Here is a 17,864-nt window from a genome sequence, read left to right as displayed (position 1 = left end):
TGAGCCCCCTTCTTAAGCGTTATATCGTTTCTTAAACCAGTTGCGGTTCCCGGATGCCCCCCACCCGCCGTTTGGCTTCCTTCAACGCTTTCGCCGCATTGACTTTACCGAAGCCGAACCATTCGGAGTGTCCTTTTTGATCGTAATCTCCACGGTTGTTTCCGTTATGATCCGGCAGATTATCCTGAATTTTATCAGCAGTTTGCTGTAAGATTATCTTAACGTCGGAAGCACTTAAATTCGGATTCGCACTTAGCATTAATGCTGCTACGCCGGCAACAAGCGGTGTAGCGCTGGATGTGCCTCCGAATCGGTCCGTATAGCGGCTTCCCGGATCAAAGCCTCCCAATCCGTTATCCGTTGTCCAAATGCCCAGCCCCGGCGCATATTTTCTTGGATCAATCGGATTAAAATTATTGCTTGGAGCGCAAACACTAATTTCTTGCCCCCAATTACTGTATTCCGCATGCCGATTCTGGCTGGTTGAGGCGGCAATGGCAATAACATTCGGGTGCACAGCATTACCATTCTCAATCGGACCAACCGTCTCACGCATTCTTCCAGAGTAATCGCGCCAACGAAATACAGAATTGTTCGGATCGTTAACAGGAGCATTGAAATTCGCGGCTGCGAAACAGATGACGCAGCCTTTGCCCCGGGGTCCGCCTAATGTTGCTATCCGGGTGAGTGTGTCCTTCACAAGTGATGACATTGGAGCATAAACCGGGGGAGGACCCCAACTGCAAGAGATGACATCGGCTACTCTCGCCACATGCTCAAAGATCGTTTTCATTTTATGATCATCAAGTTGGCTTAAATCAACCCTAACCGGCATAAAGGAGCATCCAGGAGCAATGCCCACTACTCCTTGTCCGTTCTCTTCGGCTATTGCAACACCCGCACAGGGCGTGCCGTGATAATCTCTACCCACGGGCAAAGGTTCAAGGTCTTCATCGGCGTAGTCAATCGGGCTGACAATTTTCCCGGGTCCCTGAAAATCCGGGTGAGTAAGGTCGAATCCGTCATCAATGACCGCTACAACAATACGACGCTCACCCTTGGTGATATCCCACGCCTCAGTAGCAGAAACACTTGCCTCTTTGACTAAATAGGGCTTGTTGTTCAACGATTGAAGATGCCACTGCTGGTGAAACAGATCATCAGTTGGTATGTACATATGCTGAAACCTGTTAATCATGTTCGGTTCCGCATATTCAACCTCTTGTTCTTCCGCTAATCTGTTCGAAACTTTGATCGGGTTCTCCATGCTATCCACCGTAGTTGCTACCAAACATGTTAAGGGCTCGTCGTCGTAAGTACGAACCAGATTCAACCTGTATTTGTGAAACAACTGTTCGACTTTCTCCGGACTTGTCCCAGTTTTGAATTGCACGGCGATTTCATCTGTAAGGTAATAAATCGTACCCTCCGTCCCTTGTGGACGGTAAGCGTGATGAACAACCGTATTAACGTAACTGGAGCGAATCATCGCCATGGTGTGATCCCGTTCTGTTGATGTAGTTTTCACTTTATAAACATTCGGAGCGAGGGGCTCGATTTCATGGACTCCGGAAACATTCGCAATCCTTTCCAACTCCTCAGGTTTTGAAACCATTACGGTAAACCGGTCGTCTTCCTTTGATAGTTCGATCTTCTTCTGTCCCCGCCAGACGTAACTGCCGAGGTCTTGCTCCTGTTGTCGTTGCACCGGAATCAACCCTTTTATTTTTTTATTTATCGCATTAAATATAACCGCATTTCGCCAACTTATGCACATGGCGAGTATCCTCGAAAATACAAAAAGGTTATGTATAAAACGTTGAATGTGTCTCCATCTGTTCCATCAATAAAGGTACCGGGATCCTAAGGTACCGGGATCCTGTTGAAATTTGCAGTATCCTTTTCTTCTATCTTTGTTGTCTGACCAGCAGCTATAACCTCTGATGTTTGAGAGCATTCTCATCAAGCATTGCCGGAATGTTGATCTCCTTCACACAGGATGCCCTGGAGAGATGAATTACACATTTGACCAATGAAACGATATCCGACAAAGGAATTTGTGTGCCTTGATACGCTGACCAAACTTTCTCCACCCCGTCTTCATATGGAACCTGAGTCGCAATTTCTCCAGGATTGATTATGGTTACTCCGATACCGTACTTCTTGACATGCTCCCTTAAGGAATTGCCGATGCCGCGCAGTCCAAACTTGGAAGCCGTAAATGCAACCTGGGTAAAATGATTGTTCTCAAGCCCGGCAGTCGAACCGATCAAGATGATTTTGGCATTATCCGATTTTTTCAGATTGGGCAGCAGCTTTTGGATACACGTAATGGCGGAAACGACATTGACATTCAGAATATTGGCGATTTCCGCGGGATCATCCTGCTCAAAATCATAGTTTTCCCTGAAGCCATTGCTCTCCCATATCCCCACGTTATAAATAAGCACATCCAATGCAGTGTCCTTGAATGCAACGGTAATCTCATTGCCCGCTTCGGCGGACGCCAGATCCGCTTTGATCCAATATCTGTTGACTCCATCATTGAGCAGCAATGTTTCGGCATGGCTTCTGGAAACGATCCATACATGGTCTCCAGCCTCAGGCAATACTTTGACGAAAGCTTCCCCCAGCCCTTTGCTTGCTCCAAAGATCATAAAATTCCTCATTGTTTCTCCCCCTTGGCTACTATCTGCTGTTCTACAATTAATACTATCAAAAATCCGGCAGCGTAAACCCAAAATAAATAGGCTGCCCCAAACGAAAACCATGCGGTTCGGGACAGCCCATTGCTCACATTCAGCCAAGCGGGTGAATTTCCGGATATTCAGCCTGCCAGACGGCTTTGTCTACAGCTCTTTCCACATCCTGTGCCTGCAGCCCGCCTGGAGCCATGCCTTCTTTTACCGCAGCCTGCCCGACCGCAATGGCTACGTGGCGGGACAAAGAGCGCAGCTCATGCACACCCGGCAGCAGGGGGTCCTCCGGCTTATTATGTGTAATCTTGCTTGCCACGGCCTCGGCGGCGGCGGTCAGCATGTTGTCTGTTACCCGCGAAGCTTTGACCGCGACGGTCCCGAGACCGATTCCCGGATAGACAAGCGCGTTATTCGCCTGCCCGATTTTATAAGTTTTCCCGTTGTATTCCACATCCCCAAAGGGACTGCCGGTTACGATCAAGGCTTTGCCATCCGTCCAATTGAGCAGATCGTCAGGCTTGGCCTCAGACTTTTCCGTCGGGTTGGACAGGGGCATAATGACAGGCATTTTTGTGCCTTTGGCCATCTCTCTTACCGCTTCTTCCGTAAAGGCTCCACTAACGGTAGAGGCTCCGATCAGCATGGTCGGCTGAACGCGGCGAATGACCTCCACCAGGGAGATCCCTTCCTTGCCACCTCTTCCTTGCCAGCCCTCAACTTCTTCGGGACGGCGCGCATAAGGCTTCTGCACCTCGGTAACTCCCTCCGCTCCTTGCACCACCAGGCCATAGCGGTCAATACACCAAAAGCGGGCCGCCGCATCCGCGGCGCTCATACCGCTTCGCTCCATAGCCTGCCGGATTTGATCCGCAATTCCGATGCCTGCCGTGCCCGCGCCAAAAATAACAATCTTCTGCTCCTGCAGCGGCACGCCAGAAGCTTTGACACTCGAAAGCACGGCCGCCAGTGTGATCGCTCCCGTTCCCTGCATGTCATCGTTAAAGGTGCAGAGCCTGTTTTTATATTTTTCAAGCAGACGCCTTGCGTTCTGTCCCCCGAAGTCTTCCCAATGCAGCAGCACACCGGGATAAATCCGTTCGACAGCGGAAACAAACATTTCGACAAAACGGTCATACGCCTCACCGGTAACCCGTTCATGACGGTTGCCCAGATAGAGCGGGTCCTCAAGCAACTGTTTGTTGTTGGTGCCGACATCCAGAACGACAGGCAGTATGCGCCGCGGATAAATGCCTGCAGCGACGGAATATACTGTTTTTTTGCCGATCGTAATATTGATCCCGCCTACTCCCCAATCACCGATGCCGAGAATCCGTTCGCCGTCGGAAACGACGACAATATCGATATCGTCCTTGGTAAAGCCGCTGTTCCTGAAGGATACCTCAATGTCGTCAGGCTTATCGATGGATAAGTAAATCCCTTGAGGAGTCCGGAATTCATGGCTGAAATGCTGTATGGCAAGCGCAATGGTTGGCGTATAGATAATCGGCAGCATTTCTTCCACATGCTCGGTTACAACACGGTAAAAAAGGGTTTCATTCCTGTTCTGGAGGGCGGTTAAATACACCTGCTTGGCTTCATCGTTCGGCTGCCGCTGATATTGCTCGTAAATTCTGTCCGCCTGCGACTGAGGGCTGATGACGGCTGGCGGGAGCAGTCCGGTAAGCCCCAATGCTTTCCGCTCCTGCTCGCTGAATGCAGTCCCTTTATTCAATCGGGGATGGGATAACAGCCCTCTCCCGTGCGCATCGGTTTCAAAAATTCGTCCACTGTCTTTAATCCTTACAAGAGGGTGTCTGGAAGTCGTTTCGATCACGGATGGATACCGCCCTTTCATGCTGTCATTTCATTGCTTTATTCTCACCCCGATGGTGGTATTTCATCCTTTTTTAGTCTTTAAGTCCGTGTTCAAAAAGTCAGGTTTTCAGCACCGAGAAGGTTGAATGAAGATAGGGACTGAGGAGCGGAGCGTACTTAGGGTACGTGAGCACCGGAAGGCCCGGCTGAGTTCAAGATTCGATGTCGAGTCCGCTTCCTGAGTTCCTTCGTGATCAAAAGATGACTTTTTGAACTACCTCTTTAAGACAAGAACAAACCCCGCCATCGGAGATCAGAGCGGGGTTTGCATAATCTTATTGCGGGTAAATGCAGTACAGGCTGGCGCTTTGCTCGAACCGTTCACCTGGCAGCAGCTGCACCAAGCCAGCTTCCTCCGGATCCATGCTGCTCAGATTAGGAGCGTTGACCCGGTTCATTTGTGGTTCAGGGCAGATAAATGAACGGCTTGCCTTGTTGTTCCAGATCATCCAATGCTTATAGGAAGTCCCGACATCATATACCAGCTTGACTCCTGTCCGTAGATCCGTAAGCTCCATATAATTGCGGCCGTTTTGCGGAACAGCCGTGTAATGGTTGTCCATGGCTGCAAAATACGGATTAATACCCTCTGTCTTCATGGCCTGTTCTTCTTCAGACAGCGGCTGCAGCCTGCCTGTTGGCAAGGAACGCTCATTCAGTTCAATACGGTCGCCGATGGTTACCTTGATCCGGTAATCGTCAGGTGTGCTGTCTGCAGCAAAGGGTGCATTAATGGCGGTATGGAACGCAAACAGATTAGGCATCGCTTCCGTTCCTTCATTCACAATGGAATACTGTTGGTGCAGGCCTGTGCTGTTCAAGCTGTAACGCAAATTGACCGTGAATTGGAAAGGCAGGTAGCGGTACATCGGATGCTGCTGATCCACCTTTTGGCTGATTAATACATAGCTTTCTACATCGGTTGTACCTGAGGCGACGACATTCCACGGCACATTATGCAAAAAGCCGTGCAAATGGTTATGTGTCGCTGGCTCATTGATCGGCAGCTCGTGCACGGTTCCTTTCCAAGGGAATTTGCCGTCCTCATAACGGTTGGGCGGGAAAAGAAAAGGAATTCCGTATACCGAAGGATTGGCGGTAAAATCGCCTACTGCATTTTCTTCCGGCTCCCGTAAAAAGCGGTATCCTCGCTCCGTATCCCGGAATGCCACCAGATTTCCGCCATATTCCGGAATCAATACAGCCGTGTACCTTCCAAACTTCAGCCAAATGGCGTCCAATCCGTGAAACGGCTCTTTATAAACAGCGTGATCGTTAGACATGTAGAACCTCCTAAGTATGTATGTTTCCTGTTTCATAAGCTTGTGAAAGCGGTAATATGCTTTTCGGCAAGACTATACCACGCTCTGTGCAAAAATTCCATATAAGAAAAACGTCTATCGACGTACATTCACAGAAGCCAGAGTGAGATGGGTGTCTATAGGGTAAGTTGTCTGGAGTCTGGTGTCCGTTGCCTGATGCCTCTCCATACGGCCTTGCACGATTATCCCTTTTATTCAGAATGCAGGGGTTGAGGGATGGGAAGCTAAGGGAAGGAATGGAGAGAAACTTTCTTTAAACGTGCCTAAAGTATATTTTCGGTTCCCGGTTTACTGCTTTTCTTTAACTGATCCAACGGGATAATCATGCAAAGCCCACGGACAGCGAGTTCACATGCCTTGCCACGATCGACTGGCGGCTTGAATGTCAAGCACTGAACTCAACTTTCGCAGCATGAAATCGGCAAACTTGCTAATCATCAAAAAGAAAACGGCCCAGAGGCCGCTTGATTTCAGACATATTTTCCTTCCTTCGGTACCGCCATTTCGTCAAAACGCTCTGCCAGCTGCTGCAGCTGGCGCTCCAGCTCGGCCCCTTTTATGATAGGACCATGACCAGTAACAGCAACAGCGGGGCGGTGCTCCGCAAGCAGCTCGACCGAACGCTTCGCGGCGTGCCAATCGGTGGTGAAATAAGCCGGCGGGCCATGGATCTCACTTTCCTGCTGTACGACCGCCAGTGCCGATTCCTGTTTTACACTGATAATGGCATCCCCCGAAATGAGCATCCGATCCGCCTGCCGGATGAGGGATACATGGCCCGGTGTATGTCCAGGAGTATGCAGCCATTTCCACCCGGGCGCTCCCGGTACAGTTCCGTCAGCTGGCAGCGGCTCGACACGATCATCCAGGTCGATGGCTTCATTCGGATACAGGAATGAGATCCCTGCCAGAAGTCCGCCGCCCACGGAAGGATCTGCGGGCAAATAGTCCTCCCGCCCCGTCAGAAAAGGAAGCTCCAGCGGGTGCGCGTAAACGGGAGAGCCCCAGTGCTGGATCAGGCCGATCACTGTACCTACATGGTCAAAATGGCCATGGGTCAGAATGATGGCCGACGGCGGCCCCGGGTACCTGGCTTCGGCAACTGAAATAATGGAGTCTTGAAAACCGGGCATACCGGTATCTACCAATACCCAGCCGCGGCGGCCAGGCTCACCAATAAATAACGTATTTACAAATAATGTTCGCAGCTTCAGAATGTCGGGCGCAGCCTCTTCCGTTGCTGTCAATCCATCGAAGATCAGGGAATCTGCCATATGCAAGGAACCTCCAGTATACACGGAAATATCTCAGTTAAACGCCTAATAGTGTTCCCGTATCCTTGTCATCATATGACGTTCTGTTTGAAGATAGTCCATCAAATCTATCTGCCCAATTAGGACACGCCTTATTCCTGCAGAGACGCTTGAGCCGCTTCCAGCAGCAGATCGAACAGATCGTCATCTTCCTCCAGCCTCGCGTCAACAGCCAGCATTTCTTCCTCACTGCGCGGTCCTTCCGCAAAATGGAGGCTGTAATCCCATTCCTTTCCTTTTTTGCTGTAGAGCACAACCTCGTATGAGGACTGATTGCCTGCGAGCGTAAACACAATCTTGCCCAAGTAGGTGCCATCCTCTCCCCTCTTCATCTCTGCCTGTTTAATTTGAACCTCCTGTGCCAGTTCAGTCATGCCAATCATCTCCTCTATGTAAAAATGTTCAGTTTCTCCGGCAGCCTGTCCGCCAACCAAGCCAAGGTGATTTGTGAACCTTATCGTTCCATTGTACAATAGAAAAGATACATACGATACATAAGTGTATCATCCTTTTAAAATGGAGGAATGAATATGTCAGACTTTCAGCAAAAGCTGCAAAAATATGCCGAGCTGGCCGTCCGCATTGGCGTCAATGTGCAAAAGGGCCAGACGCTTGTTGTCCATGCGCCAATCTCGGCTGCAGAATTTGTCCGGCTTATTGTAAAGGAAGCATACACAGCCGGGTCCAACCTGGTCAAAGTAAATTGGAGTGACGAGACCGTTACGCGCCTTCAGTATGAAATGGCGCCTGATGAAACGTTCGAGATTTCACCGAAATGGTATGCCGCGGAAATGACCGAGCTCGTCGAAAACGGGGCTGCCGTGCTGCATGTGCTTGCAGAAGACCCCGATCTGCTGGCAGGCATTCCATCCAGCCGCATTCAGGCGGCTCAAAGGGTCCGCGCTACTGCATTGGCGAAATACCGCGCCTATCAGCAGGCGGACAAGTTCAGCTGGTCCATTGTTGCCGTTCCTTCCGCCGCTTGGGCTGCCAAGGTGTTCCCGGATGCTTCGCCTTCAGAGCAGGTTGACAAGCTTTGGGATGCCATCTTCAATACCGTGCGCCTGAACGAGGCTGATCCGGTAGCAGCCTGGAATGAACATTTGCAAACCCTGCAATCCAAATCGGATGTGCTTAACAGCAAGAACTACCATAAGCTGCACTATACCGCTCCCGGTACCGACCTGACCATCGAGCTGCCGGAAGGTCATATTTGGGCTCAAGGGGACAGCATTAACGCGCAGGGCCATACTTACGTGGCCAACATGCCGACTGAGGAAGTATTTACAGCCCCTCTCAAGACCGGGGTCAACGGCAAAGTCCGCAGCACCAAACCTCTTAGCTACGGCGGCAATATTATCGACAACTTCACCCTTACCTTCGAGAATGGCCGCATTGTGGACGCACAGGCCGAAACCGGCCTGGAAACGCTGCAGCATCTGATTGAAATGGATGAGGGCGCCCATTATCTTGGCGAGGTGGCTCTTGTGCCGCATCAATCCCCGATCTCGGAAAGCAACATTTTGTTTTACAATACGCTGTTTGACGAGAATGCCTCCAACCATCTTGCGATCGGCAGCGCCTACGCCTTTTGTTTGAAGGGCGGCAAGGACATGACGCAGGAGCAGCTGAGCGAGCACGGATTGAACCGCAGTCTGACCCATGTCGATTTTATGATCGGTTCCGCTGACATGGACATCGACGGCATCACTCAGGACGGCAAACGTGAGCCTATATTCCGCAAGGGCAACTGGGCTTTTTGACTTCACAAAATAAAATGAAACATTAAAAAGGAGTATCCTGCTTCCATTCTCATTCGGAAGCAGGATACTCCTTTTCTATAGTGGCAGATTATGCCCCAGCCTCTTCAATTACAGCTTCTTCAATTACAGCCTCTTCTTTCATAAGCCGGACACGTGAAATGCGTTTGTTCTCCGTCTCTTCGATGACAAGCAGGAAGCCGTTATGGGCAACGGATTGTCCCGGCTGGGGCGGAATGACCTCAATTTGCGAGTACATCCACCCTCCGACCGTATCGAAATCTTCACTGCTCAGCCCGAGACCGAAACGGTCATTGAACTCATCAATCAGCATCATGCCGTCAATGGAGAATTCCTCTTCGCCAATATGCTCCAACACCGGCCGCTCCTGGTCAAATTCGTCCTGAATTTCACCCACGATTTCTTCCATAATGTCTTCGAGGGTAACGAGGCCGGAAGTCCCGCCATATTCGTCAATCAGGATCGCAATCTGCGTCTTGCTGCGCTGCATCTTTTTCAGCAAATCACTGATCTGTGTAGACTCGGGAACAGCGAGTATCGGCCTGATCATCGTCCGGGTGTCCAAAGTGTCTCCCCGCAGCAGATCTTTGATATGAATAAACCCGATAATATGATCCTTGTCTTCGCCGCAGATGGGATAGCGGGTCCGCATGCTGTCCAGAGCGATGGCCAGGTTCTCTTCCGTCGAAAAATGACTGTACAGGCAGATCATTTCCGTTCGCGGAATCATAATTTCACGCGCCGTGGTTGTCGCAAAATCAAATATATTATCAACAAGCGCCAATTCTGTATTATCAATTAGTCCGCTTTTATTGCTTTCCTTCATCAGTATGCGGATTTCTTCTTCCGTATGAGCGGATTCGTCGTGTTCGGATACCGGCTCGATCCGGAATATCCGCAGCAGTCGGTTGGCCAGACCATTCAGCACCCAGATAAATGGATACATGATCTTATAAAACCATGTCATCAAGAAGGCCGAATATAATGTAATCTTTTCTGAATTGCGAATGGCGATTGTCTTCGGTGCCAATTCACCAAGCACAATATGAAGAATCGTTATCAGAATAAAAGCAATGACAACGGCGGTTCCGTGTACATAGACGGGTCCGAGACCCGCGGACACAAACAGCGGCTCAATCAGGCCGGCAATGGCAGGCTCCCCGATCCATCCCAATCCCAGGGAAGCAAGAGTGATGCCGAGCTGACAAGCGGATAAATAAGCATCCAGATTATGAATCATTTGCGAGGCATAAGCCGCCTTCTTGTCGCCGGTATCCATCAGCATCTCGATCCGGCTGCCTCTGACCTTGACCATGGCAAACTCGGCGGATACAAAAAAACCGTTAAGCAGCACCAAAAAGATGACTGCCACCAAATTCAAAATTATGGGTAAAGGATCACTACTCAATAAATTTTCCTATCCGTCCTGACAATAGACAGACAGGAGCACCTCCTTCGATTGTTTTGTACTGTACTGCGATTAAATTCAAGATTCAGCTTCAACTTCCCAATGGGCTCACTCCTCTTCTCATAAGTAAATTCTTATATTACATTATATAGTTATAGACTACACAACGAAATAGCCGACTATGACTGCAAACACGGAAGATAACCCGATTTTTTGCAGATTTTAGCTGATATCCGGTATTTTGAGGCCGAAAAGCCCGATTTTGGTCCCAAACGGCAGTTAACCCTCTGTTGAACAGAGGGTTCGTACATCATAGGTCAGGAATAACGTTTTATCTCGATGTTGTCGGAGGATTGCCAATTACGCCCGGATACTGATAGGTAAGCGGCTCGTTAAAGGTCGCATAGTCAAGGTTCACCATCAGCAGCACAATCCGCATGCCTGACGGATCGCTGATAATAATATGATCGCGGCCGGCGGCCTCCAGTCTGCCTTTAAAAATTTTGGCATTCCATTCCTTGTTGTTTTCATAAGTCATGTAGAACGTGCCTGTTTTACCAAGATTCAAGCGCAAAATATTCTCGATATAGGACTGTTCAAACTGCTGACTCGGAGCCTGTATGACGGTCCCAGTCGGGGTAATCATGCTTCCGCTGTTGACCGAGGGCGGAACTACGCCCTGACCCGTTACATTCATGCCCGCGTTTGTTCCCATCGGCATCATCCCGGCTTTGGGCATCATCTGTACGGGTCCGACATTGGATGCAAACCTGTAAGGCTCCGGGTAACCTCCCTCATAAGCATATGACGGATAAAATTGAGACATCATTGAATATCCTCCCTGAATGTGTTCTTGCTTCCCTAATAAACTGCAGGACAGTCAGTCGCTGACGGGTTATAGAAGCAATGGGCTTTAAAACGGCCTGCGTTGCTTTGGTTATACCATGTTCCTGGACAGCCCCCCGAAGGTCTGAAAAACCACAGGGAGTTGGAAGCTGGCCAAATTTTTTCTCCGTTGATTACCCGCCGGGCAAGCCGGGTATCCCTTTCACGTGCTCTTTGGTAAAAATACCCCTTAACCGTTGCTTCAAAACCGCCAGGCCTCTGAAAAACCATCTGCTTCATCAGCCGGATGTCCCTGAAATCGAGGCAGTTGCCAAGAATGCGGTTCACGCCGACATTGCCGACCATCAGCATTCCCTGCTCCCCTTCACCCTCGGCTTCCGCTCTCATCAGGCGGCCCAGCAGCTTGACGTCCTCCGAATTTGCTTTGATGACAGCCACTCGATCCCCTCCTTGACTTCCCGATTAGATACTATATCGTATTGTGCATCCGCCTATTAGGTGACTTGTTCGGCTACAAAAAAATACCTTTCCGAAGCATTTCGTTCCGGAAAGGTATAGTACACAGCCTTACGCTCAGGGAATATAGATCATTTTGCGTGTCATTCCGCCGTCAATCACCAAATTTTCACCTGTAATGAAGTCATTGCCGGGCTCCGTCAAATACAGACAGGCTCTGGCAATATCCTCCGGTCTTCCCACACGTCCTGAAGGATGCTGGCTGTGATCCTCCGGGCGAAGCTGCCCATAATCCCCTGTCTCAATCCAGCCTGGACTGATGCAGTTGACCCGGATGCCATCACGTCCGAGCGAAACGGCCAGCGCATGCGTCAGTGCGGTGATCGCACCTTTGGAAGCGGCATATGCTTCCGTGTCAGGCTCGGACATGGCAGCACGGGTTGAGGCGATGTTAATGATAGAACCGCCCTCTGCATTGCTTTTCATCACCTTCGCCGCTTCCCGGCTGGCCAGAAAGCAGCTGCGCGCATTCGTGTTCATCACATCGTCCCATTCGGCAGCCGTCAGCTCATAGAGGGATTTCCAGACACCTTTACCCGCGTTGTTGATGAGTATATGTATGGTGCCGTATTGCTCCTTGGCCGTATGAACCAGTCTGAGAATGTCCTCCTCACTGCGCATGTCGCATGCCACAAACATGGCTTCATGTCCCTCGCTGCGTAAAGCCGCCGCCGCTGCCGCTCCTTTTTCCGCATCATGATCGGCAAGCACGACGCAGGCCCCTTCACCTGCGTACGCGGCAGCGACTGCGCGGCCGATCCCCTGGGCTGCCCCTGTAACGATCACAACCTGCTCTTCAAACCTCATATCCATTTTCCTCCTTGAGGGATTTACCCCAGTATAACAACCCCTTTCTATGATATAAAACCGTTCAGGCAGCTGCAGAAACATGAATAAGGGATGGGCCCAACATTTGTAGTAGTAAGTTCCATGTTTTCATTACACCTGGAGTTGTCCGCTGGTAGATTTGGCTGGGAAAACGGACTCTATCCTCACGGATTCAGGTCTACAGGATAAAACCCTAGCTTTTTTAATGTATTCATATAAATTACCAATTCATCAGTATTCATAATACTTTTTATATTCATTAAAGATTTCAAACAACTTGAGATTACGGCTTTCCGCGGATTCTCAGACATTGCTTCATTCTGTATAAATTGTAACAAATCAAGGGTGTGCTGTTTATTATCGTTATTTGCAGGAAGTCTCTCAATTAATTTTTTTAAATTCCCAGTACTTAACATGAGGTCATTAATAGGGAAATCTACTTGTCCTATGCTAAGTAAAGACTGTTCAAAATCTTCAATATTAAAAAGCCGTATACGCTTATGTTCGAGTAATGGAAGTACTTCATCTACTAGACTAAAACAATAATTGCAAATTTCAATCATGGGTTTGGGTTGGATTTGAACATTATTTATTTCGTTGGCATTATGCAGAATCCCCGTTAAAAAAATCGTAGCATCCGCAATATAATCCCGATACTCCGGATAAATCTGCTTCATCCTTGTGAAGAACCAATATGCCCATTGTTGCCTGATCTGTTTTAAGAAAGCAATAATTTCATTATCGTTGGAAACTAGAGCGTCCATGAGCAATGCATCGACTTTTTTTTCTATGCGATAGTTCATCATAACTTCTAACTGACGAATAAAGATATCTTTGTTCGTTTCATCCTGTCCGATTAAAAGTTGATCCCGATCCACATACATTTTTTCTTCGGAATACATAAGTACATCCCTAAAAAGTTCTCCTTTGGTTTGAAAGTGTTTATAAAAAGTTCCTCTTGAAATATTGGATTGGTCAAGAATGTCCTGGATCGATGTGGCATGATAACCTTGTTCACTAAAAAGACGGAGAGCCGCCATTAATATATCGGATTTTTTCACCTGCATCATTATCATCCTTTCTGTTAACATTATACACCACATACTGCAAGTTCAAATATATACTCTTAATATATTTAGTGATTGATTTTTTGTTTAATTCAAGTATAATATAGACCTATTAAACCATGAGTTCAAATATATACTTGAAGTATAATAAGGGGGGGCTAATTTTATATATTTCGCGCAGTTCTTGGAACCCTTAACCATACAAGAAGATCATAGGAGGAAACCAACATGGAGAAAGAACAGTCTCTTCCAACGTTTAAGCGGACTATACTTGTGGTCGTTATGCTTGCAGGTGCATTTGTTACCATGTTAAATCAGACGCTACTCAATACTGCTTTGCCACAAATCATGAATGATCTATCCATTTCCGCTAATACAGCTCAGTGGTTAACCACCGGGTTCATGCTTGTCACTGGGGTGTTGATTCCGGTTTCAGCTTTTCTAATAGAAAAATTTTCAACAAGAAGACTATTTATTACTGCCATGTGCCTGTTTGCGTCCGGGACATTGATGGCAGCTATTGCACCAAACTTTCCTGTTTTAATATTCGGTAGGATTCTACAGGCGGTAAGTGATGGGCTCATGCTCCCGTTAATGCAAACGATCTTTTTAATGATTTTTCCTGTTAAACAACGCGGGTCAGCAATGGGTATGGTGGGACTGGTGATGGCTTTTGCTCCTGCGATTGGACCGACACTTTCCGGTTGGGTTGTTGGTAACTTTTCATGGCGGGCACTCTTTTATATGATTTTCCCAATTGCAGTACTTATAATCATTTTTGCTTCGTTTATGCTTGAAAATGTTACGAAAGTGACCCATCCAAAAATTGATATCATGTCCATTATTTTGTCATCCCTTGGATTTGGAGGATTGTTGTATGGCTTCAGCAGCGCAGGTAATCATGCCTGGAACAGTTCAGAAGTGGTCATTGCTTTAATTGTCGGTACGGTCGCAATTGGTTTGTTTATTTGGCGGCAGCTGGCTGTTGAAAAACCGATGCTTGAGTTCAAGGTGTTAAAAAACTGGACCTTCTCATTGACCTTAGTCATCGGTATGGTTGTTATGGTGACGATGATCGGCGTAGAGCTTTTTCTTCCGCTTTATATACAAACGGCAAGAGGCTTTACGCCGCTTGAATCGGGTTTGCTGTTGTTACCTGGTGCGATCGTGATGGGGGTTATGTCGCCGATTACCGGGAGGATCTTTGATAAGATTGGAGCACGACCGTTGGCTGTGATTGGTTCGCTTATCTTAGTAGGTATGACGTTGTTGTTCAGTAACATAACCGCATCAACGCCATACATCTATATGATGGTAATTTACGCCATACGAATGTTCGGAATATCTCTTATGATGATGCCAGTCATGACAGCTGGATTAAACCAACTGCCTGACCATTTGATTCCACATGGAACCGCAATAAGTAACACGTTGACGCAAGTGGCCGCTTCTGTTGGAGCAGCCTTGCTGGTTACGGTAATGACGAACAATACAACGGCTGCCGTTCAGCAACAACTTCCCAATCCAATGATTCATGGGGTCTCAGTTGCCTTTACGTTCTCCACCGTTTTGGCATTCTTTGCTTTAATATTGTCATTCTTTATTAAACCGATGAAAATATCTCAGAAAGAAGATACAAAAGACGAAGGCAGTCCTGCTGCTGAAAGCTAAAAACGGGTCGGCACGCTACCAAGCGCCCAAAAGTCCGCGAACTTCGCGGACTTTTGGGCGCTTAAATGACTCATCTTCAGTTTGCTGATTTGTTATACTAACCCGTTACTCCAACGACGCTACTTCTCAAAATTACGGCGGTTTTTCAGTGACACTATGCAACGAACTTAAAAATATGTCAACTACTAAACTAAACAACACCACGTACAGACAATACACCTCTTATTTGAATACTCTCACATACAATTAAACAATTAAAACAGGCCGCACGTTCCTGCTGTATTCACCCGGACACCATCCCCCCCGAGCCCATGGAATGGGGACGATGGTCACGCTCAAACCCGATATATCTGGTGCCCTGGAAGGTGAGCCTGCCCGAATCCCCCTCCGAGCACATCCCGTACTGCTCCCCGTTCACTTTAAATTCCAGTCTGTCCCCGCTCTCTACTTCAAAGGTTATATAATAAAGTGTCTTCGTAGCAGGGGATGCATCGTCAAGCTGCCTTTGTTGTATATACATACGTCTGGAGGCAATGCGGGAGCTTACCGTCAGCACCGGCTCTGTCCGGTTCCGCTTCCAGCCCAAAACTTCCTTCCCGGCCGACAAAATGATAATTCCAAGTATCATGACAAAAAAGACAGGAAAAACGGTTCCCATCAAATCAAACATCCATAGTGATTCGAACCCCACAGAATGATCCCCCTTTGCTAAGTAGAGAGCTGTTTCTTCCATTCCCCATTATATGCCCAAGCAGCAAATACTTGACCACGCCGGCCGCAGACTTTGACTGGTTACAGCAAAAAGCCTCTCCGAAACAGCATTCGGGAGGCTTCAGCCGTCTTTGTTTTGAAATTGGAGAATACAGCAGCTCATACGATAACACCCTAGGCGTGAACCTGCTGGAGGTACCATTGAGTTTCATCGATTTCTTCTTCCATCCGGTTTTGCTCTGCATAATATTCAGCACAGCGTCTGCAATCGTCCTCGGTTGTACATTCGCTTGCATCAGTACAGGTGTAACAGAATTGAAGCAGGTATGCGGTCATGTTAAACTCGGCGTTCGGTTTTGCTTTCATGGGGATCACTCCTCGGGTTCTTTATGTACCAAGTATAACAACAAAAGCTCGCTATATTTGTGATTAATTTCACATATTAAACAAAAACTTAAGCTCTTAACATTGAAACATTGAAAAACAAGCAGACGGCCATTACCGCTTGCTTGTCCTTCATGTCTTCTTATAAAACTCTCCAGGTTCTGCCTCCATCCGTCGTCTGCATCAGCAACGACTTGCGGTCCTCCGCTTTTTCAATTAATAGCCAACCTACTCTGGATGAGGCAAATCTGATTTTTACCGGCTCAGGATACTTGGCCAGCATGTCCGATAAAATCTTGTTAGGCTCATAGCGTATCCAGGAACGGCCTCCATCCTCCGTATAATGGACCGCTCCGTCCAGCAGAATCCAGCCTTCCCTTCTATTCAGAAAAGTTGGGACGGCAGCGCTCTCCGGATGCTCAGGCACCGCCAAAGGCATGAAGGAAAAGTCCCAGTTCAAACCGCCATCTGCAGTGAAAAAGCCGCTGTACCGTGTTTTCCCTGATGTCGAGCATTTTAGCGGCAGCCAGCCGGAAAGATCGATCGCATCTGCAAACTGCGGTTTGCTGCCGGCATCAGCACTGCACGCCGCAGGCGTGTCCAGATCCGAAGAGGAAGACCAGGTCTTTCCTTCATCCTTCGTCACATACAGGGCAGGCGATCCTTCGAAATTCAAAGTAACCATCCCTTCCCCGCTTTGCTTAAAGCGGATTCCGGTCACTTTGCCGGTCAGAGGGAGCTGGGGGAGACGGCTGTCTTCAGCCAAATCGCCGGAATTCTGCATATACACAGCCCAGGTTGCGCCGCTGTCCTTCGTGTGATACAAAATTTTCTGCTCCTTGGTCTCATTGGCAGTACCAGCCGCCATAATCCACCCACTGGACGGGTTCGTAAAGAACAAGGCGCTTACCGTTCCGCCGCTAGGCAATGCAGTGAGATTCCAGGTGGCCCCCCCATTATTCGTACGCAGCACGATCGTTGAAGTCCGGTCCCACGTTTGGCGTACAATCCACCCGTGGTTTGCATCCGTAAACCATATTTCCTTGCCGTATTCCAGCTCGCCGGGAAAAGGAATATTCTCGGATGGAGAGATATTCGTCCACGTTTCTCCCTGGTCGTGGGTATAATAGATACGCAGTGCATTGCGCGTCACGCCCCAGGCAATGCCGCTGGTGTCGTCAAACAAATGAAAATCCGTCAATCTCGTCTGAATTTGATATTTGGTCGTATCTTCCCCTGTCTTGGCCGGCACAGCCGGTACGACAGTAATCGTCTGTCCATCTTCAACATCCTGCGCATCCGTCATCGCTGGCTTGTCCTTTTCTTTAGCCGGCTCTGACGTGCAGGAGATCAGCATCATGCTGGTCAGCAGGAGCCCGGCAAGCGGCCTGCACCAACGCATTTTCATTTCATAAGTCCCTCCAGTTGCCGCCGGTTTTAAAT

General features: G+C 48.5%; 16 protein-coding genes. 2 read left to right on the top strand and 14 right to left on the bottom strand.

All coding sequences use genetic code 11. The features are described 5' to 3' along the window. Positions 1 to 31: 31 nt before the first annotated feature. The 6 genes from ACE5KN_RS14530 to ACE5KN_RS14505 form a co-directional block, all read right to left on the bottom strand. The gene (locus tag ACE5KN_RS14530) at positions 32 to 1,777 is read right to left on the bottom strand and encodes a S8 family peptidase (RefSeq protein ID WP_375523856.1); all 1,746 of its coding nucleotides are present in this window, start codon (positions 1,775 to 1,777) and stop codon (positions 32 to 34) included. 154 nt (positions 1,778 to 1,931) lie between these two features. After that, on the bottom strand, positions 1,932 to 2,669 hold the full coding sequence (locus ACE5KN_RS14525) for an SDR family NAD(P)-dependent oxidoreductase (RefSeq protein WP_375523855.1): 738 nt from the start codon (positions 2,667 to 2,669) through the stop codon (positions 1,932 to 1,934). A gap of 130 nt (positions 2,670 to 2,799) precedes the next feature. Continuing rightward, positions 2,800 to 4,554 (bottom strand): NAD-dependent malic enzyme, encoded by a 1,755-nt coding sequence (locus ACE5KN_RS14520; protein WP_375523854.1) that lies wholly within the window; start codon positions 4,552 to 4,554, stop codon positions 2,800 to 2,802. A gap of 295 nt (positions 4,555 to 4,849) precedes the next feature. Beyond that, positions 4,850 to 5,857, bottom strand: a complete 1,008-nt coding sequence (locus tag ACE5KN_RS14515; protein ID WP_375523853.1) for an aldose 1-epimerase — start codon at positions 5,855 to 5,857, stop codon at positions 4,850 to 4,852. Positions 5,858 to 6,366: 509 nt separating this feature from the next. Then, positions 6,367 to 7,170 carry an MBL fold metallo-hydrolase gene (locus ACE5KN_RS14510; RefSeq protein WP_375523852.1) on the bottom strand — a complete coding sequence of 268 codons (804 nt, stop codon included), beginning with the start codon at positions 7,168 to 7,170 and terminating at the stop codon, positions 6,367 to 6,369. A gap of 131 nt (positions 7,171 to 7,301) precedes the next feature. Continuing rightward, entirely contained in the window at positions 7,302 to 7,583 is a 282-nt protein-coding gene (locus tag ACE5KN_RS14505) for a hypothetical protein (RefSeq protein ID WP_375523851.1), read from the bottom strand. 156 nt (positions 7,584 to 7,739) lie between these two features. Between ACE5KN_RS14505 and ACE5KN_RS14500 the strand changes: the two genes are divergently transcribed. Further along, positions 7,740 to 8,972, top strand: a complete 1,233-nt coding sequence (locus ACE5KN_RS14500; protein ID WP_375523850.1) for an aminopeptidase — start codon at positions 7,740 to 7,742, stop codon at positions 8,970 to 8,972. An 88-nt stretch (positions 8,973 to 9,060) separates the two neighbouring features. Here ACE5KN_RS14500 and ACE5KN_RS14495 read toward each other — a convergent pair whose 3' ends face one another. The 5 genes from ACE5KN_RS14495 to ACE5KN_RS14475 all read right to left on the bottom strand — a co-directional run bounded on the left by ACE5KN_RS14495 (position 9,061) and on the right by ACE5KN_RS14475 (position 13,655). Beyond that, complete coding sequence (locus tag ACE5KN_RS14495; protein ID WP_375524016.1) at positions 9,061 to 10,374, bottom strand: hemolysin family protein; 1,314 nt, start codon at positions 10,372 to 10,374, stop codon at positions 9,061 to 9,063. 355 nt (positions 10,375 to 10,729) lie between these two features. Next, complete coding sequence (gene gerQ, locus ACE5KN_RS14490) at positions 10,730 to 11,227, bottom strand: spore coat protein GerQ (RefSeq protein WP_375523849.1); 498 nt, start codon at positions 11,225 to 11,227, stop codon at positions 10,730 to 10,732. 32 nt (positions 11,228 to 11,259) lie between these two features. Continuing rightward, on the bottom strand, positions 11,260 to 11,682 hold the full coding sequence (locus ACE5KN_RS14485) for a cell wall hydrolase (RefSeq protein ID WP_375523848.1): 423 nt from the start codon (positions 11,680 to 11,682) through the stop codon (positions 11,260 to 11,262). 135 nt (positions 11,683 to 11,817) lie between these two features. Beyond that, entirely contained in the window at positions 11,818 to 12,567 is a 750-nt protein-coding gene (locus ACE5KN_RS14480; protein WP_375523847.1) for an SDR family NAD(P)-dependent oxidoreductase, read from the bottom strand. A gap of 185 nt (positions 12,568 to 12,752) precedes the next feature. Then, positions 12,753 to 13,655 (bottom strand): TetR/AcrR family transcriptional regulator, encoded by a 903-nt coding sequence (locus ACE5KN_RS14475; RefSeq protein WP_375523846.1) that lies wholly within the window; start codon positions 13,653 to 13,655, stop codon positions 12,753 to 12,755. A 228-nt stretch (positions 13,656 to 13,883) separates the two neighbouring features. Here ACE5KN_RS14475 and ACE5KN_RS14470 point away from each other — a divergent pair, with 228 nt between their 5' ends. After that, positions 13,884 to 15,326, top strand: coding sequence for a DHA2 family efflux MFS transporter permease subunit (locus ACE5KN_RS14470; protein WP_375523845.1), 1,443 nt, complete (start codon positions 13,884 to 13,886; stop codon positions 15,324 to 15,326). 283 nt (positions 15,327 to 15,609) lie between these two features. On the opposite strand, the gene ACE5KN_RS14465 is transcribed toward ACE5KN_RS14470, so the two are convergent. The 3 genes from ACE5KN_RS14465 to ACE5KN_RS14455 all read right to left on the bottom strand — a co-directional run bounded on the left by ACE5KN_RS14465 (position 15,610) and on the right by ACE5KN_RS14455 (position 17,829). Then, a complete protein-coding gene (locus ACE5KN_RS14465; RefSeq protein ID WP_375523844.1) occupies positions 15,610 to 16,017 on the bottom strand; it encodes a DUF2500 domain-containing protein in 408 nt (135 codons plus the stop codon). A 194-nt stretch (positions 16,018 to 16,211) separates the two neighbouring features. Then, positions 16,212 to 16,403 carry a hypothetical protein gene (locus ACE5KN_RS14460; protein WP_375523843.1) on the bottom strand — a complete coding sequence of 64 codons (192 nt, stop codon included), beginning with the start codon at positions 16,401 to 16,403 and terminating at the stop codon, positions 16,212 to 16,214. A gap of 160 nt (positions 16,404 to 16,563) precedes the next feature. Beyond that, positions 16,564 to 17,829: a YCF48-related protein gene (locus tag ACE5KN_RS14455; RefSeq protein ID WP_375523842.1), complete on the bottom strand. Its 1,266-nt coding sequence runs from the start codon at positions 17,827 to 17,829 to the stop codon at positions 16,564 to 16,566. Positions 17,830 to 17,864 lie beyond the last annotated feature (35 nt).

The organism is Paenibacillus terreus, from assembly GCF_042138595.1.
GTDB lineage: Bacteria > Bacillota > Bacilli > Paenibacillales > Paenibacillaceae > Paenibacillus > Paenibacillus terreus.
The sequence above is the reverse complement of the archived record's forward strand: the minus strand, read 5'-3'. Positions and strand labels throughout refer to the sequence as shown.